This window comes from Pseudomonas sp. MF4836, assembly GCF_002018875.1.
Lineage (GTDB): Bacteria > Pseudomonadota > Gammaproteobacteria > Pseudomonadales > Pseudomonadaceae > Aquipseudomonas.
The window spans coordinates 15820-36108 of the sequence record NZ_MVOL01000020.1 but is presented as its reverse complement, the minus strand read 5'-3'; the positions used below and the strand labels follow the sequence as shown (position 1 = coordinate 36108).

22 protein-coding genes are annotated in these 20289 nt (G+C 65.7%); 10 read left to right on the top strand and 12 right to left on the bottom strand.

Going from position 1 to position 20289, the window contains the following annotated elements; translation table 11 throughout:
* The first annotated feature begins 38 nt into the window (after nucleotides 1-38).
* Nucleotides 39-212 carry a metallothionein gene (locus tag MF4836_RS31745; RefSeq protein WP_078473665.1) on the top strand — a complete coding sequence of 58 codons (174 nt, stop codon included), beginning with the start codon at nucleotides 39-41 and terminating at the stop codon, nucleotides 210-212.
* A 92-nt stretch (nucleotides 213-304) separates the two neighbouring features.
* Here the strand turns inward: MF4836_RS31745 and MF4836_RS31740 are convergent, their stop codons facing one another.
* Entirely contained in the window at nucleotides 305-532 is a 228-nt protein-coding gene (locus MF4836_RS31740; RefSeq protein ID WP_020294514.1) for a DUF6555 family protein, read from the bottom strand.
* Between the two features lie 225 nt (nucleotides 533-757).
* On the opposite strand from MF4836_RS31740, the gene MF4836_RS31735 reads away from it, so the two are divergent.
* From MF4836_RS31735 to MF4836_RS31710, 6 genes are all read left to right on the top strand, one after another.
* The gene (locus MF4836_RS31735) at nucleotides 758-1543 is read left to right on the top strand and encodes an AraC family transcriptional regulator (RefSeq protein ID WP_078473664.1); all 786 of its coding nucleotides are present in this window, start codon (nucleotides 758-760) and stop codon (nucleotides 1541-1543) included.
* Nucleotides 1544-1703: 160 nt separating this feature from the next.
* Nucleotides 1704-1877 (top strand): DUF1427 family protein, encoded by a 174-nt coding sequence (locus tag MF4836_RS31730; RefSeq protein WP_020294512.1) that lies wholly within the window; start codon nucleotides 1704-1706, stop codon nucleotides 1875-1877.
* A gap of 30 nt (nucleotides 1878-1907) precedes the next feature.
* Nucleotides 1908-2864, top strand: a complete 957-nt coding sequence (locus MF4836_RS31725; RefSeq protein ID WP_078473663.1) for a quinone oxidoreductase family protein — start codon at nucleotides 1908-1910, stop codon at nucleotides 2862-2864.
* Between the two features lie 231 nt (nucleotides 2865-3095).
* The gene (kynU, locus tag MF4836_RS31720) at nucleotides 3096-4343 is read left to right on the top strand and encodes a kynureninase (protein ID WP_078473662.1); all 1248 of its coding nucleotides are present in this window, start codon (nucleotides 3096-3098) and stop codon (nucleotides 4341-4343) included.
* 32 nt (nucleotides 4344-4375) lie between these two features.
* Nucleotides 4376-5791, top strand: a complete 1416-nt coding sequence (locus MF4836_RS31715) for an amino acid permease (protein ID WP_078473661.1) — start codon at nucleotides 4376-4378, stop codon at nucleotides 5789-5791.
* A 134-nt stretch (nucleotides 5792-5925) separates the two neighbouring features.
* Complete coding sequence (locus MF4836_RS31710) at nucleotides 5926-7254, top strand: OprD family porin (protein WP_078473660.1); 1329 nt, start codon at nucleotides 5926-5928, stop codon at nucleotides 7252-7254.
* 81 nt (nucleotides 7255-7335) lie between these two features.
* Here MF4836_RS31710 and MF4836_RS31705 read toward each other — a convergent pair whose 3' ends face one another.
* From MF4836_RS31705 to MF4836_RS31660, 10 genes are all read right to left on the bottom strand, one after another.
* A complete protein-coding gene (locus tag MF4836_RS31705) occupies nucleotides 7336-8673 on the bottom strand; it encodes an MFS transporter (RefSeq protein ID WP_078473659.1) in 1338 nt (445 codons plus the stop codon).
* Nucleotides 8674-8808: 135 nt separating this feature from the next.
* Complete coding sequence (locus MF4836_RS31700; protein WP_078473658.1) at nucleotides 8809-9798, bottom strand: amidohydrolase family protein; 990 nt, start codon at nucleotides 9796-9798, stop codon at nucleotides 8809-8811.
* A complete protein-coding gene (locus tag MF4836_RS31695) occupies nucleotides 9795-10367 on the bottom strand; it encodes a 3-hydroxyanthranilate 3,4-dioxygenase (protein ID WP_078473657.1) in 573 nt (190 codons plus the stop codon). Before MF4836_RS31695 ends, MF4836_RS31700 begins: the two co-directional genes overlap by 4 nt.
* A gap of 17 nt (nucleotides 10368-10384) precedes the next feature.
* Nucleotides 10385-10831 (bottom strand): RidA family protein, encoded by a 447-nt coding sequence (locus MF4836_RS31690; protein WP_078473656.1) that lies wholly within the window; start codon nucleotides 10829-10831, stop codon nucleotides 10385-10387.
* A complete protein-coding gene (locus tag MF4836_RS31685; RefSeq protein ID WP_078473655.1) occupies nucleotides 10828-11619 on the bottom strand; it encodes a 2-keto-4-pentenoate hydratase in 792 nt (263 codons plus the stop codon). The genes MF4836_RS31690 and MF4836_RS31685 overlap by 4 nt, the downstream gene beginning before the upstream one ends.
* A complete protein-coding gene (gene mhpE, locus MF4836_RS31680; RefSeq protein ID WP_078473654.1) occupies nucleotides 11616-12653 on the bottom strand; it encodes a 4-hydroxy-2-oxovalerate aldolase in 1038 nt (345 codons plus the stop codon). Before mhpE ends, MF4836_RS31685 begins: the two co-directional genes overlap by 4 nt.
* Before the next feature lie 11 nt (nucleotides 12654-12664).
* The gene (locus tag MF4836_RS31675; RefSeq protein ID WP_078473653.1) at nucleotides 12665-13606 is read right to left on the bottom strand and encodes an acetaldehyde dehydrogenase (acetylating); all 942 of its coding nucleotides are present in this window, start codon (nucleotides 13604-13606) and stop codon (nucleotides 12665-12667) included.
* A gap of 14 nt (nucleotides 13607-13620) precedes the next feature.
* Complete coding sequence (locus MF4836_RS31670) at nucleotides 13621-14433, bottom strand: 2-keto-4-pentenoate hydratase (RefSeq protein WP_078473652.1); 813 nt, start codon at nucleotides 14431-14433, stop codon at nucleotides 13621-13623.
* A gap of 14 nt (nucleotides 14434-14447) precedes the next feature.
* On the bottom strand, nucleotides 14448-15914 hold the full coding sequence (locus tag MF4836_RS31665) for a 2-hydroxymuconic semialdehyde dehydrogenase (protein WP_078473651.1): 1467 nt from the start codon (nucleotides 15912-15914) through the stop codon (nucleotides 14448-14450).
* 103 nt (nucleotides 15915-16017) lie between these two features.
* Entirely contained in the window at nucleotides 16018-16992 is a 975-nt protein-coding gene (locus MF4836_RS31660; RefSeq protein WP_078473650.1) for a LysR substrate-binding domain-containing protein, read from the bottom strand.
* A 272-nt stretch (nucleotides 16993-17264) separates the two neighbouring features.
* Here MF4836_RS31660 and MF4836_RS31655 point away from each other — a divergent pair, with 272 nt between their 5' ends.
* Nucleotides 17265-17627, top strand: coding sequence for a nuclear transport factor 2 family protein (locus tag MF4836_RS31655; RefSeq protein ID WP_078473649.1), 363 nt, complete (start codon nucleotides 17265-17267; stop codon nucleotides 17625-17627).
* A 3-nt stretch (nucleotides 17628-17630) separates the two neighbouring features.
* Here MF4836_RS31655 and MF4836_RS31650 read toward each other — a convergent pair whose 3' ends face one another.
* Nucleotides 17631-18305 (bottom strand): histidine phosphatase family protein, encoded by a 675-nt coding sequence (locus MF4836_RS31650; protein ID WP_078473648.1) that lies wholly within the window; start codon nucleotides 18303-18305, stop codon nucleotides 17631-17633.
* Nucleotides 18306-18618: 313 nt separating this feature from the next.
* Between MF4836_RS31650 and MF4836_RS31645 the strand changes: the two genes are divergently transcribed.
* On the top strand, nucleotides 18619-19323 hold the full coding sequence (locus tag MF4836_RS31645; protein ID WP_078473647.1) for a glutathione binding-like protein: 705 nt from the start codon (nucleotides 18619-18621) through the stop codon (nucleotides 19321-19323).
* A 114-nt stretch (nucleotides 19324-19437) separates the two neighbouring features.
* Nucleotides 19438-20280: a PhzF family phenazine biosynthesis protein gene (locus MF4836_RS31640; protein WP_078473646.1), complete on the top strand. Its 843-nt coding sequence runs from the start codon at nucleotides 19438-19440 to the stop codon at nucleotides 20278-20280.
* Nucleotides 20281-20289: the final 9 nt, after the last annotated feature.

Below are 20289 nucleotides of genomic sequence, written 5' to 3'. Positions count from 1 at the left end.
CCCTGCGCCCTGACGACCACTGCCAAAGGAGTCACACCATGAATGATCAGACCTGTGCCTGCCCGAGCTGCAAATGCAAAGTCGGCGCCAATGCCATCGTCCATCAGGGCAAGCACTACTGCTGCGAAGGCTGTGCCGAGCACCATGCCCAGGGCCAGCCCTGTGCATCGACCGAGGGCTGCAAATGTGCCGAGGGTTCCGGGGAGGGCTGACGGCCAATGACAGGCGGAGCCGGGTAGGGCTCCGCTTTCAACGCCTGGCGTGATGAAAGTGAATCTGCTTTAGCGGGATCAAGCCTGAGGTTTCAGACTGACGGGCGCCACGTCACGTTTTCGATGCCGAATTTCTCCGCCAGCGGCTTGCTGGTTTTTTTCACCTGCTCCCGACCGAAACGCCCGATCCGGCCGACCCCTGCATCGCAGCTTGCCCAATGCCAGGCTTCGGCGTTGTCCATCTTGTCCAGGCGGATGATGAAAGACTTCGGCGTGCCGTGCAGGGTGTATTCGATGACGAAAAGTTTTGCGTTGTTCATAAAGCCATTAATTCTCCCTGTGATGCTTAAGTGATCCTGCGTGGCGCAAATAATTCACTCCGATTGCCCGGCGGCGGCACCAGCGGTAGAGCCCTTGGCGCCGATTCATTCGAACGGGTTCGTCGCGCAGTGCACAGGGCTCCGTTCGGGGGGATCTGCGGGCGCTGGCGGCGCCCGGAGCGGCTGGTTACCATGGCCACCCCTCGATCAATCACGTGCCTTGTCATGGCCCTTGCCACGCCTCCCGACCTCAGCGATACCGATGTGCCGGTGCAACCCCTGGCGCGCACCTACCCGCGCGGGCTGTTTATCGAGCCGCATCAGCATGTCTGGGGCCAGTTGCTGTACGCCATGAGCGGGGTGATGTGGGTCGAGACGCCCAGCGAGGCGCTGGTGGTGCCGCCCCAGCGCGCGGTGTGGTTGCCACCGGGGGTGCCCCACGGCATTCGCGTGGTCAGCGACCTGCAGATGCGCAATATCTACCTGCGCCCGTCCCTGGCGGCGACGCTGGACAGCCAGGTCCAGGTGTTGCAGGTGGATAACCTGCTGCGCGAGTTGATCGTGCGTCTGGTCGAACAGGATCAGCCGCAGCCGGAGTACTACGAGGCGCTGGTGGGGCTGGCCTTGCTGGAGCTGCGCCGGGCCCGGCGTTCGCTGCTGAAAATCCCCCTGCCGGACGGTGGCGAGCGACGGCTGATGAACCTGTGCCAGGCGGTGATGGCTGCACCGTCCCTGGCCATTTCCTTCGAGCAGCACGCCGATGCGGCCGGGGCCAGCGTGCGCACCCTGGCTCGGCTGTTCAAGGATGGTCTGGGCATGGGCTTTGCGCAGTGGCGCCGCCAGGTGCAACTGGCCACGGCCGCCGCCGAGCTGATCCAGGGCGTGCCGATCGGCAGCATCGCCCGGGAGTTGGGCTATTCCCCCAGCAGCTTCAGCGACATGTTCCGCCGCGAGCTGGGAGTGGCGCCGTCGCAGTACGGCGCGGAGCAGGGCCTGCGCGCAGCGGGCTGACAGCGCCGGGGCAGGGCAAGGGCGCTGGCGATGGCCGTGCGTCGACCCGGTGTCGCGCCTCATCTTGGCCGAAATTCAGAAGCCCTTGACCGATCGCCCGGGCGGCACCTGCCTACACTCGCGGCATGCCCAATCACTCCCGCCCCCCATGGAGTCTGTCATGAGTTACCTCATTTCCCTGGCCATCGGCCTGGGTGTCGGCTTGCTCTATGGCGCCCTGAACGTTCGTTCTCCGGCACCTCCGGCCATCGCCCTGGTGGGCCTGCTCGGCATGTTGGCCGGGGAGCAGCTGTGGCCCATCGGGCGGCAGTGGCTCAGTGGCTGGTGGTCCTGAAACCCCTTACTCAGTTGGATGAAGACACTTATGAAAGCACTGCAATTTTCCCGTACCGGTGACCTCGCGGCGCTGCAATCGGTCGAGGTGCCGACTCCGGTGCCGGGCGCCGAGCAGGTGTTGGTGCAGATCAAGGCGGCGGGCCTCAACCCCAGTGATGTGAAGAACGTGCTGGGGCGCTTTCCCTACACCACCTTGCCGCGCATCCCCGGGCGCGATTTTGCCGGGGTGGTGGTGGACGGGCCGCAGGCGCTGCTGGGGCAGGAAGTCTGGGGCACCGGCAAGGAACTGGGTTTTTTCGCCGATGGCTGCCATGCCGAGTACGTGGTGTTGTCGGCCAAGGGCGTGGCGCCTAAACCCCGGCACCTGAGTTTTGCCCAGGCCGCCAGCCTGGGGGTGCCGTACACCACAGCCTGGGATGCCTTGCAACGCAGCCAGGTGGGCTCGGGTACGCGTCTGCTGGTGATCGGCGGTGGTGCCGTGGCCACTGCGGCCCTGGCCCTGGCCAAGGTCAGCGGTGCCCAGGTACTGGCGGCGGTGCGTCGACCCGAGCAGGCCGAGGCGCTGCGGGCCCAGGGGTATGCCACCTTGCAATTGACCGAGTCCGAAGCCTTGGCGGCGCAGGTCAATGACCTCTACAGCGGCGGTGCCGAGGTGATTTTCGACACCACCGGCTTCTGGTTGCCGGCCGCGGTGCCGGCCCTGGCCCCGTTTGGCCGCATCGCGATCATCGCCGCACCGGTCGACGGCCACGTGCAACTGCCGGCCCTGGCCCTGTACCGGCGGGGCGGCTCGCTGGTGGGGATCAACTCTCTGCTGTACGGCGTCGACGCCTGCGCCCTGATGCTGGAGCAGTTTGGTCGGTTCTTCGATCAAGGCTTGCTGCCATTGCCCGAAGGCCTGGTAGAAGCGCCCCTGGAACAGGGGCTGGAGCGCTACGCCCAGGTCAACCAAGGCACCAGCGAGAAAATAATCCTCGTGCCTTGATGCGCCACGGCGTCCTCACGGGCCAGCGTCCAAACGCGGCCCGAGCGGCTACAGGGGGTTTCCCCGCGGGGTGTTCGCGAGGGCTGCAGCGCTTGCGATATCTATGTCGATTTGGAATACCCAGGGTCACCTTTTCTATTATCGGGTAATGGATGCCGGAGTTAGGATCCGCGGGCGTCTGTGGGCTGTCTGCCGCACCGACTAATAAGAACAATGCCCCGAGGGATCCGTATGTCCAGCTCGACCCCGCTCCGTACGCGCGATTATTGCGTTCATCTTGACCAGGTGGATGAACTCAGGCGTTTTCGCGCACGTTTTGATTTGCCCAGGGACCAGATCTACTTCGATGGCAACTCCATTGGCGCGATGCCGGCCCATGTGCCCGAGCGCATGGACAAGGTCTTGCGCCAGGAGTGGGCCCAGGGCCTGATCCGGTCCTGGAACGATGCCGACTGGTACCCGGCGCCGCAGCGCACCGGCGCCAAAATCGCCCGGCTGATCGGAGCCCAGGGGCATGAGGTGATCGTCGCCGATTCGACCTCGATCAACCTGTTCAAGGTGCTGGTGGCGGCCCTGCGCATGCAGCCGGGGCGCAAGGTGATTCTGGCCGAGCGCGGCAACTTCCCCTCCGACGTGTACATCGCCCAGGGCGTGGCCGAGCTGACCGCCTGCGAGTTGCGCTGCGTGGAGCCGGAACAGGTGCTGGACGCCCTTGGCGAAGACGTGGCGATCCTCTCGCTGACCCACGTCAACTTCAAGTCCGGGCGCCGCTACGACATGGCGGCCATTACCGCCCGTGCCCACGAGCTTGGGGTGCTGGTGGTCTGGGACCTGTGCCACTCGGCCGGGGCCATGCCCATCGAGCTGAACCAGGCCGGCGCCGACTTCGCCGTGGGCTGTGGTTACAAATACCTCAACGGTGGCCCGGGAGCGCCGGCATTCGTGTTTGTCGCCGAACGCCATATTCCCCAGGTGCGCCAGCCGCTCACCGGTTGGCACGGCCACGCCAAGCCTTTTGATTTCACCCACGACTACGTCCCGCACCCGACCATCGACCGCATGCTGGTGGGCACCGCGCCGCAACTCGGGGTATTGGCCCTGGAGGCCGCGCTGGAGGTGTTCGACGACGTCGACATGAGCGCCCTGCGGGCCAAGAGCGAAGCCCTGGGCGACCTGTTCATCGAACTCTGCGATCAGCACCTGGGCGGGCTCGGTGTGGAGCTGCGCAGCCCGCGCGAGGCCGGGCAGCGCGGCAGCCAGGTGTCCCTGGCCCATGCCCAGGCCTACGCGGTGATGCAGGCACTGATCGCGCGCGGCATCATCGGCGACTTCCGCGCGCCGGACCTTTTGCGCTTCGGTTTCGCGCCGCTCTACAACGGTTACCAGGATGTCTGGGATGCCGTGGCCGCCCTCAAACACATCCTTGAACAACAAGAATGGGATCGCCCGGAATTCCTTGCCCGTAAATCGGTGACCTGAGTTCCCACGCCAAGCCCTGGAGCATGAATGTCATGACAAAAACAACACGCACATTCGAACAGGTTTCAGACCGCGAAAAAGGCCTCAAGCAGAGCCTGACCAGTGGCCAGCTGTCGATGATCGCCATCGGTGGCGCCATTGGTACCGGGCTGTTCCTGGGCAGTGGTTTCGCCATCGGCTTTGCCGGCCCCAGCGTGCTGATCAGCTACGGCATCGGCGCGGTGATCGCGCTGCTGCTGATGGGCTGCCTGGCGGAAATGACCGTGCGCCACCCGACCTCGGGTTCGTTCGGCTCGTTCGCCGAGTTCTACGTCGCGCCCTGGTTCGGCTTCGCCATCCGCTATGCCTACTGGGCCTCCATCGTGTTTGCCGTGGGCACCGAAATCACCGCGGCGGCGATGTACATGAAGTACTGGTACCCCGAGGTGCCGGGTGGCTACTGGATGGTCACCTTCTCGATGGCGCTGATTCTGGCCAACGCCTTCAGCGTCAAAGTGTTCGGCAGCATCGAGTATGTTTTTTCCTTGCTCAAGCTGTGCGCCATCGTCGGTTTTATCCTGCTCGGCGCCTGGGTGGTGTTCGACGCCCCGGCCCAATCGAGCATCGGCTTTGCCAACTACAGCAATGACCGCGGGTTCTTCCCCAATGGCCTGTGGGGCACCTGGGTGGCGGTGATCGTGGCGTTCTTCAGTTACCTGAGCATCGAGATGATCGCGGTCGCCGCCGGCGAGGCCAAGGACCCGCAACAGGCCGTGACCCGTGCCTTTCGCATTACCGTGGTGCGGCTGGTGGTGTTCTACCTGCTGACCATCGCGCTGGTCCTGGCCATTGTGCCCTGGGGCAAAAACAGCGGTGGCGAAAGCCCGTTCGTCACGGTGATGGCGGCCACCGGCATTCCCTATGCGGGCGCGGTGTTCAACGCGGTGATCCTGATTGCCGCGCTGTCGGCGATGAACAGCCAGCTGTACATCACCACCCGGCTGATGTTCAGCCTGTCGCGCGCCGGCCAGGCCCCGGCGGTGTTCGGCAAGCTCAGCGACAAGGGCGTGCCGTTGCCGGCGCTGCTGCTGTCGTCCCTGGGGATTGCCCTGGCGACCTTGCTCTACCTGGCATACGCCGACAAGGCCTTCACCCTGATGATGTCGATTGCCATGTTCGGCGCGATGTTCACCTGGGCCGGGATCTTCCTTACCCACCTGTTCTTTCGTCGGCAACAGGGCGTCCAGCCGCTGGCGTTCAAACTCTGGGGCTACCCCTGGACCAGCCTCGGCGGTTTGCTGCTGATGCTGGCGGTGATGGTCACCACGCTGTTCACCGCCGAGTTCGAATTGACCCTGTGGATCGGCCTGCCGTTCCTGGGGGTGATCCTGCTGATTTACTTCCTGCGTTTCCGGCACAAGGCGCCCCTCATTGCAGACGCCCCCAAGCCGTTGCCGATCCGTCACTGAGTACCCGGGGCCGGACACGGCCCCACCTTCACCCTGACCCCCCTGGACCGTTCCGGGCCGCTTATCGGCTTGGGCTCACGGCTGTGCGCGATGGCGCGTGCAGGCTTATTACAACAACAAGAAAAGAGGCACCCATGCGTCAACCAACCCATCCCCATACCCTGTTGCTGCTGCCCCTGCTGTGCTCGCTGCCGTTGGCGGCCGCGGCTGGCGAGGGCGAAAGCGGCTTTATCGAAGACAGCCACCTGACCCTGCTCAGCCGCAACTACTACCTCAACCGCAGCATCCAGGACGGGCGCCGCGACCGCAAAGACTGGACCCAGGGCTTTATCGCGCGTTTCAGTTCCGGCTTTACCCAAGGCACGGTCGGGGTCGGGGTCGATGCCTTCGGCACCCTGGGCCTGAAGCTGGATGCCTCGGGCGGCAAGATCGGCACCTACAACCTGCCGGTGCACGATAACGGCAAGCCGGCGGACGAATACTCCAAGGGTGGCGCGGCGCTCAAGCTGCGGATTTCCGAGACCGTGCTGCGTTACGGCGAGCAGTCGGTGGACACCCCGGTGTTCGCCGTCGGCCACAACCGCCTGATTCCCCAGGCCGCCACCGGCTTTGCCCTCGACAGCCGGGAAGTGCAAGGCCTGAAGCTGCGGGCCGGGCACTTCACCTCGGCCAGCGGCCACGTCACCACCAACAGTGACGGTGATCTCTGGGCGTTCTACGCCGGGGTCACCACGCCGTCGGTGGACTACCTGGGCGCCGACTACCAGTTCAGCGACAAGCTCGGTGCCAGCCTGTACACCGCACGCTTTGCAGACATCTGGAACCAGTACTACGCCAACTTCAACGGCAGTACCGACCTGGACGATCGCCAGCAAGTGGGCTTCGACCTGAACTTGTACCGCACCGTCGACACCGGGCAGGCCAAGGCCGGGGCCATCGACAACACCACCCTTGGCGCATCGGTGTTCTACGGCCTGGGCGCCCATCGCCTGACCCTGGCCCTGCAGAATGTGGATGGCAACACGCCGTTCGACTACCTCGGGGTGGGCGATATCGACCGCAACGGGCGCAATGGCCGCGACCAGGGGGCGTCGATCTATCTGCCGAACTCGGCGCAGTATTCGGACTTCAACGGCCCCAACGAACGCTCCTGGCAATTGCGCTACGACCTGGCGATGGACAGCTACGGCGTACCGGGCCTGAAGCTGATGGCGCGCTACCTGCGCGGCTCCGGCATCGACGGTACGCACATGCCGGTGGTCAGCCCCTACGCTGGTTTCTACGGCAAGGACGGCACCCACCGCGAGACCAACCTCGAAGCCCGTTACGTGGTGCAGAGCGGCCCGCTCAAGGACCTGAGCCTGCGCCTGCGGCAAACCTGGCACCGCGCCAATGCGGCCCAGGGCGAGGGCAATATCGATGAGTTCCGCCTGATCACCGACTACCCGCTGGATATTTTCTAAGCCGGTTGCCGCATAAAAAATGCCGCTGGGCCTGTTGGGCGCAGCGGCATTTTTTCGTTCAGGTTCAGCAATACCTGGCCATCAGCTCTCGACCGGCGCCTCCTGGTGCCGGCCCTGGCTGTTCATCAGCATCAGCGCCAGGCTGGCGATCAGCACCGGCACCGCGATCCAGATAAAGAACTGCGGCAGGTCGCCCGCGCTGCTGAAGATCCAGCCGCCGAGCATCGAGCCGATGATCGAGCCGGCGCGCCCGGCGGCCAGTGCCCAGCTGACGCCCGTGGCGCGCGAGCGGGTGGGGTACAGGGTCGCGGCCAGGACACTGAGGTTGTTCAGGGTCCCGGTCAGGCTGAAACCGGCCAGGAATACGATCGCCAGCAAGCGTGCGCCGTGCTCCAACTGGCTGCCGGTGCAGGCCAGGGCCACGGCGCCGGTCAGGCACAGCAGCGGCAGCACGCGCAGGGCGCCCAGGCGGTCCATCAGCAAGGCCATGGCGATCCCGCCGAGCACTCCGCCCAGGGGAATCATCGCGCTGATCTGCGCCGCATTTGCCGTGCTGTAGCCGCTGCCGCGGAGCACGGTGGGCAGCCAGTTGGTCAGCAGGTAGAACACAAACAGGCAGCAGAAGAAGGTCAGCCACAGCAGCAGGGTGCGGGCCATCTGGCCCTGGCTGAACAGCGCCGCCACCGACGAGTGCCCGGCGCGTTGCGCGGCGTCGCCGATAAAGCGCACACCGTGCCAATCCTCGCGCCCGCTGATGCACTCCACCGTGCGCCGCAACGCGGCCTGATGGCGCGGGCTGTCGGCCATGAAACACACCGACTCGGGCAAGGCGAACCACAACACCGGCCACAGCAGCAGCGGCGCCAGGCCACCGATCAACAGCAAGCCCTGCCAGCCCACCAGGGGCAGCAGCACCCCGGCCACCGCGCCGCCCAGGGCCAGGCCCAGGGTAAACCCGGAATAACTCAGGGTGACCAGCAGCATGCGCCGCCGCGCCGGTGAGTATTCGGAGCTCAGGGTGATGCAGTTGGGCAGCACCCCGCCCAGGCCGATGCCGGTGATAAAACGCAACACCGCCAGCACCTCCACCGACGGCGAGAGCGCCGAGGCCAGGGTGCCGAGGGCGAAAATCAGCACGCACACCAGCAGCACGCTCTTGCGCCCATGGCGGTCGGCCAGGGGGCCAAAGCAGAAGCTGCCCAGCAGCATGCCGAACAGCCCGGCGCCAAACACCGGCGCCAGTTGGGCACGCTCGATGTGCCAGCTTTGCAGGAGTTCCGGGGCGATGTAGCCGATGGCGGCGGTGTCGAAACCGTCCAACAATACCACCAGGAAACACAGGACCAGCACCCGTATCTGCAAACGCGAGAGCGGGCTCTGGTCGATCAGTTCAGTGAGGTTTTGCGTGCTGTGGGACATGGCTTGCTCCTTGTGATTGTTGTTGGAGTTGAGCGCAGCGAAGCTGTCTGGCGGCCACAGTCGCCCGTTACCGGGCACGCCCGGCGCGTTGTACCAGCGCCGTCAGACAGGGGGTGGGCCGCCGGGGCCCAGGGATCAGTGCAGGTCGAAGAAGGCCTGGGCGTTGCCGGCGAGGATCTGCGCCTGCTGGGTGCGGTCCAGTTGCGGGTGTTCCAGGACCCCGGCACCGATGCGTTGCTCGCCGAGGGGGAAGGGCGAGTCGGAACCGAGCATCACCCGGTCGCTGCCCATCACGTCCACCAGCAGTTTGAGCGCGCCCGGGTCGAACACCGCCGAGTCGACGAAGAAGCGTTTGACGTAGCTCGACGGCAACTGCGGACAGTCCTCGCGCACGATGTCGCGGTGCAGCCAGGCGTTGTCCACCCGCCCCAGCAAAAAGGCAAAGCCGCCGCCACCATGGGCGAAGCAGATGCGCAGCGACTCGGGCAGGCGCTCGAAGGCCCCGGACAGGATCAGCGATAGAATCCCCAACTGGGTCTCCGCCGGCATCGCCACCAGCCACGGCAGCATCCATTTTTTCATGCGTTCGCCGCCCATCATGTCCCAGGGGTGCACCAGCACCGGGATGTTGTCGTGGGCGCAGTGAGTGAGGAAGCTCACCAGGTTGTCGTGGTCCAGATCATGGTTGCCCACATGGTTGCCGATCTGCACCCCGACGTGCCCACAGGCCTTGGCCCGGCTGGCTTCGCGGCAGGCGGCGTCGAGGTCCTGCAGTGGCACCTGGGCCAGGACCTTGAGTCGCTCGGGAGCGCTGGCGGTCATTTCCAGGGCGCGGTCGTTCATCAACTGGGCCCAGGGCAGGGCCTTGGCGATGGGCGCGTCGTAGGCAAACATCACCGGCGTGGCGCACATGACCTGCTGGTCCAGGCCTTGCTCGTCGAGGTGCTCGATGCGCCGCTGCGGGTCCCAGAGCACGTCGTGCACCGGGCGAAAGGCCTTGTCGCCGACCATGATCTGGCCCTTGCGCCCCTCACGCTGCAACCAGGGCGCGCGCTCGGGGTTGAGCCGAGCCGCCTCGGCCTGGCTGATGGGGGGGAAGAAGTGCGAGTGGATATCGATTTTCATGGGTGCTTCGCTGCGTTGAGGGTTCGGTGCCAGGTCTGCCAGTCGCGGCCAGGGTGGGTTTCGCCGCATTCATTGCAGCGCCGCTCGCTGTCGCTGGTGGCGTAGAACTGTTCGTACACCGGCGGCAGGTCGTGGACGATGCTCTGCAACTGCATCTCGTAGCGCTTGATCAGGGTGCCGCAATGGGCACACGACCATTGCAGCGCGTCATGCAGGCCCTGGGGCCGCTGGCGCTCGATGACCAGGCACAGGCTGCCGGGCTCCGGGCGCTGGGGCGAGTGGATGACGTGGGGCGCCATCAGGTAGATATCGCCCTCGCGCAGATCGATGCGCTCATAGCGCCCACGGTCCCAGATATTGAGGTAGGCGTTGCCCCGGAACTGGTAGAAAAACTCCTCCACCGGGTCATCGTGAAAGTCGGTGCGCTGGTTCGGGCCGCCGACCACCGTGACCATGAAATCGGCGTCCTGCCACACCTGGCGGTTGCCCACGGGGGGCTTGAGCAGGTGTGCGTGTTCGTCGATCCAGCGGTTGAAGTTGAAGGGTGGGCTGTAGTGATGCTTGTCCATGTTCGAGGTGCTCTTTTTTATTGTTGTTCTGGGGCGCCACCGCGATCGAGCGGGGCGTAGGCCACGGCCTTGATTTCGATCCGCAGGTGCGGGTGCGGCAATTGATGCACGGCCACGGTGGTGCGGGTCGGGCCGCTTTCATCGAAGTACTCGGCGTAGACCTGGTTGTAGCCGCCGAAGTCGTTCATATCGACCAGGTAGCTGCACAGTTCCACCAGGTCCTGCAGGCCGGCATTTTCGCTGGCCAGGATATCGCGAATGTTCTCGATGACGGCGCGGGTCTGGGCGCGAATGTCCAGGCAGGTGGTGCCCATGGCGTCGACTTCGACCCCGTCGAAACTGTTGTCCGGGCGCCGCGAGCTGGTGCCCGAGACATAGAGAAAATCCCCTGCGCGCCGGATATGGGGAAAGCGCCCCCGGGGCGTGGCCTTGCCGGCCACCACGGTCGAGCGGCTGGCGGTCATGGCGCGACTCCCGGGCGGGTGCCGCTGCAGGTGAAGCCACATTCGCCGTAGCCGGCGATCTCCACCGCGACGTGGCTCCCGGGCACCAGGGCAACCGCAGCGGTGGCGGCACCGGCCATGATCAGGCTGCCGGCCGGCAGGGCGATTTCGGCCTTGGCCAACAGCTGCGAGGCCTGCACCAGGCTGCGCAGCGGATGGCCGAGAATCGCCGCGCTGGAGCCGCATTCCACCAGGCGTCCGTCGACACGCAACAGCACCCCGGCATTGGCCAGGCCGCTGAAATCCCGGGACCAGGCGCCCACCACCAGCCCGGCCGATGAACAGTTATCCGCCACCACGTCCTCCAGGCTGAACTTGAAGGCCTGGTAGCGCGAGTCGATGATCTCGATCGCCGGGGCCACCGCTTCCAGGTAGTCGGCGGCCTCGAGCTGGGTCAGCGGGCCGTCGATGGCGCGTTTGGTGAGAAAGCACAGCTCGGGTTCGGCCCGGGGGTGGATATAGCGCGACAGGTCCACCAGGCCGCCGTCCTCTTCGAGCATGGCGTCGGTCAGCCAGCCCCAGATCAGGCTGTCGACCCCCATCTGGATCATCTTCGCGCGGCTGGTAAACCCCAGCTTCACGCCGATCATGCGTTCGCCATCGGCGTAGCGGTGCTGCATCGAGGCGCGCTGGATCCGGTAGGCCTGTTCCAGGCTGAACGGGGTGACGCTGCTGAATTGCACCAGGGCTTCGGCGCGGCGCGCGGCCTGGTCGAGGGCGTGGGCGATACGAGCGGTATCGGGGGTCATGGGCGCTGCTCCTGAGGGTGGGCGAGAAGGTCGAGGGCGACGTCGACGATCATGTCTTCCTGGCCGCCGACCATGCGCCGGCGGCCCAGCTCGACCAGGATGTCGACGGTTTTCAGGCCGTACCGGGCGGCGGCCACTTCGGCGTGGCGCAGGAAGCTCGAATAGACCCCGGCATAGCCCAGGGCCAGGGTTTCGCGGTCGACCCGCACCGGGCGATCCTGCAGGGGCCGCACCAGGTCGTCGGCGGCATCCATCAAGGCATAGAGGTCGGTGCCGTGGTCCCAGCCGAGCTTGTCGGCGGCGGCGATAAACACTTCCAGCGGTGCGTTGCCGGCGCCGGCGCCCATGCCGGCAAGGCTGGCGTCGATGCGGTTGCAGCCTTCTTCCACGGCGACCATGGAGTTGGCCACCCCCAGGCCGAGGTTGTGGTGGGCGTGCATGCCGGTCGCGGTCTCGGGCTTGAGCACGGCCTTGAAGGCACGGAAGCGCTCGCGAATGTCCTGCATGTTCATCGCGCCGCCGGAGTCGACCACGTAGATGCAGGTGGCGCCGTAGCTTTCCATCAGCAGCGCCTGCCGGGCCAGTTCGGCTGGCGCCAGCATGTGGCTCATCATCAGGAAACCCACGGTGTCCATGCCCAGTTCCCGGGCGGCCTCGATGTGCTGGCGCGACACGTCGGCTTCGGTGCAATGGGTGGCGACCCGCACGATGCGGGCACCGGCGTTGTAGGCGGCCTTGAGGTCATGCACGGTGCCGATCCCGGGCAGCAGCAGGGTGGCGATCCGGGCATGGCGCACCACGTCGGCGGCGGCTTCGATCCACTCCAGGTCGCTGTGGGCGCCGAACCCGTAGTTGAAGCTGGAGCCTTGCAGGCCGTCGCCGTGGGCCACTTCGATGCTGTCGACCCGGGCGGCATCCAGGGCCCGGGCGATGCGCTGCACCTGGTCCAGGGAGTATTGATGGCGCACGGCGTGCATGCCGTCGCGCAGGGTCACGTCGCTGATGTACAGCGGGGTGTTGGGGATTGCAGTCATGGCGCGGTTCCTCAGCGGCAGTGGCTCATGGACTGGGCCATGCGTTCGGCGGTGGCCAACGCGGCGCAGGTCATGATGTCGAGGTTGCCGGCGTAGGCAGGCAGGTAGTGGGCGGCGCCTTCGACTTCTAGAAAGATCGAGGTCTTGAGGCCGCTGAAGCGTCCGATCCCGGGCAGGTACAACGGCGCGTCGGCGCTGATCGGGTCGAACTGCACCTGCTGCTTGAGGCGATAGCCGGGCACATAGGCCTGGACCGCCGCGGCCATCTCTTCGATCGAGGCGGCGACCCGCTGCGGATCGGCGGCGGCCGACAGCACGTACACCGTGTCGCGCATCATCAGCGGCGGCTCGGCCGGGTTCATGACGATGATCGCCTTGCCCCTGGCTGCGCCGCCGATGACTTCGATGGCCTTGGCCGTGGTTTCGGTGAACTCGTCGATATTGGCCCGGGTCCCGGGACCGGCGGATTTGCTGGCGATCGAGGCGATGATTTCCGCGTAATGCACGGTCGCTACCCGTGACACCGCAGCGACCATGGGAATGGTCGCCTGGCCGCCGCAGGTGATCAGGTTGACGTTGAGCTGGTCGAGGTTGTGTTCCAGGTTGACCACCGGCACGCAATACGGGCCGATGGCCGCCGGGGTCAGGTCGATCAGGCGGATGCCCGGCCGGGCCTGGCGCAGCAGGGCGTCGTTGCGCACGTGGGCGGTGGCCGAGGTGGCATCGAACACGATCTGGATCTCGGCGAACTGCGGCATCCGCTGCAGGCCCTCGACCCCTTCATGGGTGGTGGCCACGCCCAGCCGGCGCGCGCGTTCAAGGCCGTCGGAAGCGGGGTCGATGCCGACCATCACGCTGATCTCCAGGTGCCGGGCCTGGCGCAGAATCTTCAGCATCAGGTCGCTGCCGATATTGCCCGAGCCGATGATGGCGGCTTTTATTTTCGGTTGCATGTGCCAGTCCTTGTTCAGTGCGCGGCGGCGAAGGCGGCGGTGACGCTGCCCAGGCCCTGGATATGCGCGGTAAAGCTGTCGCCGGGCCGGGCCACGACCATCGGCCCCAGGGCCCCGGTAAGCAGCACGTCGCCGGCACGCAGGGGCTGACCGAGGCGCACCTGGGTGTCGGCCAGCCACAGGGCGGCGTTCAGCGGGTTGTCCATGCAGGCCGCGCCGGCGCCGACCGAGACCGGCTCGCCGCGCAGGGTCATGTGCATGCCGCAGCGCACCAGGTCCAGGGTCGCCAGTGGCACCGGGCGGCTGCCGAGCACGAACAGGCCGGAGGAGGCGTTGTCGGCGATGGTGTCGAGCAGGCGGATGTCCCAGTTGGCGATGCGGCTGCCGACGATTTCGATAGCCGGCAGGGCAAAGGCGGTGGCGCGGATCAGGTCGGCCACGGTGTGCCGCTCATGGGTCAGGTCGTGCTCCAGGATCAGGGCGATTTCCGCCTCGACCTTGGGTTGCAGGGTGTCGGTCCAGGCGATGGGCTGGCCATCGCCCCGGGCCATGTCGGCGAACAGCTGGCCGAAGTCCGGTTGCTCCACCCCCAGTTGTTGCTGCACGACGCGCGAGGTGAGGCCGATCTTGTGCCCCACCGGGCGCCGTCCGTCCGCGATCGCTCGTTGGTTGTTATGGCGTTGCACGGCATAGGCCAGGTCGATGGCGGCCTGTTGCGGCAGGTCGGCCTGGGCGCTGGCGATCAGCTCGCGCAGCGGGGCGCAGGGCTGGCCGGTGAGTTGGGCCTGGTGCAGGCGCTCGGCGGCTTGAAGAAGTGCTGCATGCATGGGGAAGCTCCCGCTCAAGGGTTGACGCAAATGGTGGTGATCGCGGAGTAGAAATCCAGGGAATGGTGGCCGCCTTCGCGACCCAGGCCCGACAGCCGCGCACCGCCGAACGGGGTGCGCAGGTCGCGCAGGAACCAGGTATTGACCCACACCATGCCCACGTGAAAACGCCGCGACACCTGGTGCGCGCGCTTCAGGTCGCGGGTCCACAGGGCAGTGGCCAGGCCGTAGGCGCAATCGTTGACCCGGCGCACCACTTCGTCCTCGCTGTCGAACGGGGCGATATGGCACACAGGGCCGAACACCTCTTCGCGCATGCAGCGCGCGTCGTCGCCGAGCCCGGTCCAGATGGTCGGCTGCACGTAGGCGCCGTTGTCCCGGGCATCGCCAAAGTGCGGCACGCCGCCCCCGGTGACCTGGGTCGCGCCTTCATCCCGGGCCAGTTGGAAATAGCCGAGGACCTTGTCCCTGTGCTTGTGGGAGATCAGCGAGCCCATGTTGACCCCGTCTTCATCCGGGTAGCCGATCTTCAGTGCCTCGGCCCCGGCCGCCATGGCCGCGACAAACCGCTCGTAGATCGGCCGTTCGACGTACACCCGTTCCGAGCACAGGCAGACCTGGCCCGAGTTGCTGAAGCTTGAGCGCAAGACCCCGGCCACGGCGGCGTCGAAATCGCAGTCGGCAAACACCACCGCTGCGTTCTTGCCCCCCAGTTCGAAGGACACTTCACGGACCCCTTCGGCGGCGGCTTTCATGATGGTCGAACCGGTGCGGGTCTCGCCGGTGAAGGTAATGGCGTCGACGTCCGGGTTGCGGGTCAGGAACTCGCCCGTGGACTGCGGGCCGAAGCCGTGCACCAGGTTGAATACGCCGCTGGGCAGGCCGGCATCGCGCATGACCTCGGCCAGCAGGGTGGCGCTGGAGGGCGAGTCTTCCGACGGCTTGACCACCACCGAGTTGCCGCAGGCCAGGGCCGGGGCGACTTTCCAGGTCAGCAGCAACAGCGGCAGGTTCCACGGCGAGATGATCGCCACCACGCCATGGGGTTTGCGCACGGTGTAGCTGAACACCTCGTTGCCATCGGCGGCGCGCATCTCGAAGTACTCGCCGCCGGACTGGCGCAGCAGCTCGGCGAAGGTGCGGAAGTTGTGCACGGCGCGGGCGATGTCCAGGGTTCGCGCCTGATGCACCGGGCGCCCGGTGTCGGCGACTTCGGCGGCCACGAACTCTTCGAAACGCTGCTCGATGCCCTGGGCGATGCGCAGCAGCATGTCGGCGCGCTGGCTGCTGCTGTAAGCGGCCCAGGGGCCTGCCTGGGCAGCGCGGGCGGCGGCCACGGCCTGGTCGACCTGATGGGCGTCGGCCTCGCAGACCTGACTCAGCTGGCGGCCGTCGATGGGCGAGATGTTGGCAAAGGTCTTGGCGCTGGCGACAAATTCGCCGGCGATAAAATGGCGCAACAGGGGCAGGGCAGTGGACACGCGAACCTCCGGAACTTGGGTTTCGGAGCGAGTGTAGGCAGGCCAAGTATTAGTTAATAATCAAATACTCCGGGTTGTCTATTAGTGATTGGAATACATAGGTTCAGGTCTCGAGGGAGGCCTGTTGTGGGTCCGATTCTTCGCGGGCGGCCAGGTACAGGCATTCGCGGAACAGGCGCGCGGCCGGGCCCAGGTTGCGGGCATTGGAGAAGAAACAGCCGATATCGCCGAACTGCATCGGAGCCCCCAGATCAAAGGCCTTGAGCATGCCGGCCGCGACAAACTGCAGGGTCGCCTCATAGGGCATCAGGGCCACGGTGCGCTGGTCCTGCATCAGGCTGAGGTTGGTCAGGATCGACAGCGACTCTGCAACATTGTCCGGCGTCGACAGCCCGGCGGCGGCGAACATCTGGTCGGACGTGCGGCGCAGCAGCGAGTCCCGGGTCGGCAGCACCCAGGGGTAGGCGTGCAGGTCGTGCAGGCTGATGGCGCCCTTGCCATGCAGCGGGTGCGCGGCCCCAGCGACCACACTCAACTCCTCGCCGTACAGCACCTCGACGTCCAGGCTCGGCGACTGGTTGCGCCAGCTCCAGTCGTCCGGAACCCGGCCCACCACCAGGTCCACTTCGCCCACCGCGAGCGCCGGGAACAACTGGTCCATCTGCCCTACGCGCAACGACACCAGGACCCCGGGCGCCCGTTGCTTGAGCAGGCGAATGGCCTTGGGCAGCAGCGAGGTCGAGGCGGAAATCAGCGTGCCGACCATGACCTGGCCCGCGGTGCCTTCCTGAAAGGCGTTGACCTCGTCGGTTAGCGAGCGCAGTTCGGCCAGCAGCGACTTGGCCCGCAGTACCACCAGTTCGCCGAGCTCGGTGGCCGTGACCCCGCGGTTGCTGCGTACCAGCAGCGGTGCGTCGAAATAGGATTCCAGCTCGTGGATGATCTTGGTCACCGCCGGCTGGGTCAGGTTCAGCGCCTGGGCCGCGCGTACCAGCGAGCCGCTTTGCAGCACCTGGTCGAACACCAGCAGTTGGTAGAATTTGAGCTTGCGGGCAATGGAGATGGTGGTGAATTTCATGCAGGGCCTCGGTTCGTTCGCTGGGGTCGCCGCGTGGCGCCGGGCAAGACTAACCAAAGCTGCGGGCTTTTGCTCCTTTGGCACGGCGTACCGTGCTGGCCGGGTTGTCAGCGGCGCGGCAAGAGGCTGGACAGGGGGGGCGCCACCGGTTAATGATCGGGCGCCGTTTATTTCAGCCTACGGGCTGCAACACGCCTGAGTGCGTGATGCCGCGGCATCGATGACGTGGCCAGGAGGCCTGGCCTGTCGATTATCCAAGGAGGAGAACCCCCATGAGTCTGCATCAACAATTGCTCGATCTGGAAAACCGCCTGCTGCAGGCCGAGGTCCGCGCCGACCGCGAAAAGTTGCGGGCACTGTTGGCCGAGGACTTTTTTGAGTTCGGCGCCAGCGGTGGCACCTGGCACCGTTCCGAAGTGCTGCAACGCCTGCCCGGGGATGAGTTCGTCGAGCGCAGCATCAGTGATTTTTCGGTCAAGCGTCTGTCGGACGTGCTGGTGCTGGCGACCTATCGCTGTCGTCGCGCCGAGACCGCCGGGCAGCCGGCACTCGATTCCCGCCGCAGTTCGATCTGGCGCTTTGACCAGGGGCGCTGGCAGATGATCTTCCATCAGGGCACCCAGGTTCCGGCCTAGGGGTCAGCTCGGGCAACTTTCCTGGCCGTTGTCCAGGCCTTGCTTGTAGTTGCGGCTGAGCAGGGTGGCCTTGCCGTTGTGCCAGGTCAGGGTCAGCACATACAGGGTGTCGAAATCGTTGGAAGCCCAATCGTCGGTGATGGTGCGCTTATCGCCGACGGCTTCCTGGGCCACCTTGTTGATCAGTTCCGGCAGGTACCCGTGGGACCAGGCGGTGTAGATAATCGAGTTGTGGTAGCGGTCTTCGAGCAGCTCATCGGCCAGGGCACTGGTGTCGTTGGCCGAAAACTCGATGTTCACCGGCAGGCCGAGCTTGATTGCGCTGGGGCTGATGGTCATAAGCGGACGGATGTAGCTGTAGGAATTATCGAACTCGCCTTCTTCGACATTGCGCGTCGGGTTGGCGGCGAACACGTAGTCGGCCTTGCCGAATTTTTCGGGCAGCAGCGAGGCCAGGTCAATGGCGCGGTTCAGGCCCTGGCAATTGAGCTGGCCGAGACCGCCGGCGGGTTTTTCCGCGTGGCGCAGGAACACCAGGGTCTGGGTACCGTCGGCCGGCTGGGCGCGGCTCTCGCCGGACTCCAGCGACAGCAGCAGGCCGCTGACGAGCAACAGGGCCGGGAGCACGATGTAACCGCGATGTTTAAGGCGTTTGGCGAGGTTCAGCAGCTTGGTCATTGAATAGGTGTTCTTCAGCGCATTCGATTGAGGCTGACAAACCTTTGCACGGCACCCTGGCGGTGGCCTGTGGTTTTCCCTGTCATAAGCGATGCATCCACCCGAAGGTAGTTGTCTGAGTCCCTGCACGGCTTTTGGTTCGATCCTGGCAGGCTGATGGCACTGTATGCGCCTTGGCCCCAGGGTGTGAGCGAGCTTAACCACAGGATGTTGCCGATTTAAGAATGCGTCTCGCCGCGTGACGCTTATAATCGATCCGCCGCCGCTCTAGCGCCTGCGGCACAGCCCCCCTGACCGTCACTGGAAACCTGTCATGACTGATCTCTCAGCCTTTCCCATCACCCAGAAGTGGCCCGCGCAGTTTGCTGACTGGATACAGCTGTACTCCTTGCCCACGCCCAACGGGGTCAAGGTCTCGATCATGCTCGAGGAAATCGGCTTGCCCTACGAGCCGCACCGCGTCGGTTTCGACACCAACGATCAGTTGTCCGCCGAGTTCCTGTCGTTGAACCCCAACAATAAGATCCCGGCGATTCTCGACCCCCACGGCCCGGGCGACCAGCCGCTGGCCTTGTTCGAATCGGGGGCGATCCTGATTTACCTGGCCGATAAGAGCGGGCAATTGCTGGCCCAGGAATCGGCCGCGCGCTACGAGACGATCCAGTGGCTGATGTGGCAGATGGGCGGCATCGGCCCGATGTTCGGCCAGCTTGGCTTCTTCAATAAATTTGCCGGCAAGGACTACGAGGACAAGCGTCCGCGCGACCGTTACGTGGCTGAATCCAAGCGCCTGCTGGGCGTGCTCGAAGGGCGCCTGACCGGCCGTGACTGGATCATGGGCGAGCGCTACACCATCGCCGATATCGCGGTCTTCCCGTGGGTGCGCAACCTGATCGGCTTCTATGAGGCTGGCGATCTGGTGGGTTTCAAGGACTTCCCCAACGTGCAACGGGTGCTGGACCGCTTCCTGGCCCGGCCCGCCGTGATCCGCGGGCTGGAAATCCCCAAGCCGGTGTAAACCTGTAGCCGCTGCCGAAGGCTCGGGCCAGCGCCCGAACGCGGTCCGAGCCTGGCGGCTACAGCGCTATCCGATAACCCTTCTTCAGCGTGCTAATTCAACCCGGGGCCGGCAATGCGCCAATTCGATTTCAGGCAAGTGGATGTGTTCAGTACCCAACCGCTCAAGGGCAATCCGCTGGCGGTGGTGCTGGGGGCCGATGAGTTGAGTGATGAACGCATGGCGGCCTTCGCCCGCTGGACCAACCTCAGCGAAACCACCTTTGTGCTCAAGCCCCGGCACCCGCGGGCCGACTATCGGCTGCGGATTTTCACCACCCTGGAAGAGTTGCCCTTCGCCGGTCATCCGACCCTGGGCAGTTGCCATGCCTGGTTGCAAGCCGGTGGCGTGCCCCAGGGCGAGGAGGTGATTCAGGAGTGCGAGGTCGGCCTGGTGCGCATTCGGCGCCAGGGCGCGGACCTGGCTTTTCTCGCGCCGCCACTGTTGCGCTCGGGTGCGGTCGAGCCCGAGTTGCTGGAGCAGGCGCGGCGTGGCCTGGGGTTGGCGCCGGGGGCGATTGTCGAGGCGCAATGGGTCGATAACGGCGCCGGCTGGATGGCGCTGATGCTCGCCGAACGCCAGCAAGTGCTGGAGTTGCAGCCCGATTACCCGCAGCTGCAAGGCCTGGCCGTAGGCGTTATCGCCCCATGCGACCCGCAGCGCGACGATACCGATGCGCAGTTTGAAGTGCGGGCCTTTATCGCCGGGGACGGCATGCCCGAAGACCCGGCCACCGGCAGCCTCAATGCCGGAATCGCCCAATGGCTGCTGGGTGCTGGCCTGGCGCCGTCGAGCTACGTGGTGAGCCAGGGCCTGAGCATGGGCCGGGCGGGCAGGATTCACGTGCAGCAGCGGGGCGAGGAAATCTGGATCGGTGGCGCGGTCGTGACCTGCATCCAGGGCCGCCTCGACCTGTGAGCCAACACC

What these genes read in the sequence shown, in the direction of transcription:
- MF4836_RS31675 (WP_078473653.1), bottom strand. Translation starts at nt 13,606, where the DNA reads ATGCAACCGAAAATAAAAGCCGCCATCATCGGCTCGGGCAATATCGGC.
- mhpE (WP_078473654.1), bottom strand. Translation starts at nt 12,653, where the DNA reads ATGACTGCAATCCCCAACACCCCGCTGTACATCAGCGACGTGACCCTG.
- MF4836_RS31715 (WP_078473661.1), top strand. Translation starts at nt 4,376, where the DNA reads ATGACAAAAACAACACGCACATTCGAACAGGTTTCAGACCGCGAAAAA.
- MF4836_RS31670 (WP_078473652.1), bottom strand. Translation starts at nt 14,433, where the DNA reads ATGCATGCAGCACTTCTTCAAGCCGCCGAGCGCCTGCACCAGGCCCAA.
- MF4836_RS31725 (WP_078473663.1), top strand. Translation starts at nt 1,908, where the DNA reads ATGAAAGCACTGCAATTTTCCCGTACCGGTGACCTCGCGGCGCTGCAA.
- MF4836_RS31640 (WP_078473646.1), top strand. Translation starts at nt 19,438, where the DNA reads ATGCGCCAATTCGATTTCAGGCAAGTGGATGTGTTCAGTACCCAACCG.
- kynU (WP_078473662.1), top strand. Translation starts at nt 3,096, where the DNA reads ATGTCCAGCTCGACCCCGCTCCGTACGCGCGATTATTGCGTTCATCTT.
- MF4836_RS31730 (WP_020294512.1), top strand. Translation starts at nt 1,704, where the DNA reads ATGAGTTACCTCATTTCCCTGGCCATCGGCCTGGGTGTCGGCTTGCTC.
- MF4836_RS31660 (WP_078473650.1), bottom strand. Translation starts at nt 16,992, where the DNA reads ATGAAATTCACCACCATCTCCATTGCCCGCAAGCTCAAATTCTACCAA.
- MF4836_RS31685 (WP_078473655.1), bottom strand. Translation starts at nt 11,619, where the DNA reads ATGACCCCCGATACCGCTCGTATCGCCCACGCCCTCGACCAGGCCGCG.
- MF4836_RS31655 (WP_078473649.1), top strand. Translation starts at nt 17,265, where the DNA reads ATGAGTCTGCATCAACAATTGCTCGATCTGGAAAACCGCCTGCTGCAG.
- MF4836_RS31705 (WP_078473659.1), bottom strand. Translation starts at nt 8,673, where the DNA reads ATGTCCCACAGCACGCAAAACCTCACTGAACTGATCGACCAGAGCCCG.
- MF4836_RS31735 (WP_078473664.1), top strand. Translation starts at nt 758, where the DNA reads ATGGCCCTTGCCACGCCTCCCGACCTCAGCGATACCGATGTGCCGGTG.
- MF4836_RS31695 (WP_078473657.1), bottom strand. Translation starts at nt 10,367, where the DNA reads ATGGACAAGCATCACTACAGCCCACCCTTCAACTTCAACCGCTGGATC.
- MF4836_RS31740 (WP_020294514.1), bottom strand. Translation starts at nt 532, where the DNA reads ATGAACAACGCAAAACTTTTCGTCATCGAATACACCCTGCACGGCACG.
- MF4836_RS31745 (WP_078473665.1), top strand. Translation starts at nt 39, where the DNA reads ATGAATGATCAGACCTGTGCCTGCCCGAGCTGCAAATGCAAAGTCGGC.
- MF4836_RS31645 (WP_078473647.1), top strand. Translation starts at nt 18,619, where the DNA reads ATGACTGATCTCTCAGCCTTTCCCATCACCCAGAAGTGGCCCGCGCAG.
- MF4836_RS31690 (WP_078473656.1), bottom strand. Translation starts at nt 10,831, where the DNA reads ATGACCGCCAGCCGCTCGACCGTGGTGGCCGGCAAGGCCACGCCCCGG.
- MF4836_RS31650 (WP_078473648.1), bottom strand. Translation starts at nt 18,305, where the DNA reads ATGACCAAGCTGCTGAACCTCGCCAAACGCCTTAAACATCGCGGTTAC.
- MF4836_RS31700 (WP_078473658.1), bottom strand. Translation starts at nt 9,798, where the DNA reads ATGAAAATCGATATCCACTCGCACTTCTTCCCCCCCATCAGCCAGGCC.
- MF4836_RS31710 (WP_078473660.1), top strand. Translation starts at nt 5,926, where the DNA reads ATGCGTCAACCAACCCATCCCCATACCCTGTTGCTGCTGCCCCTGCTG.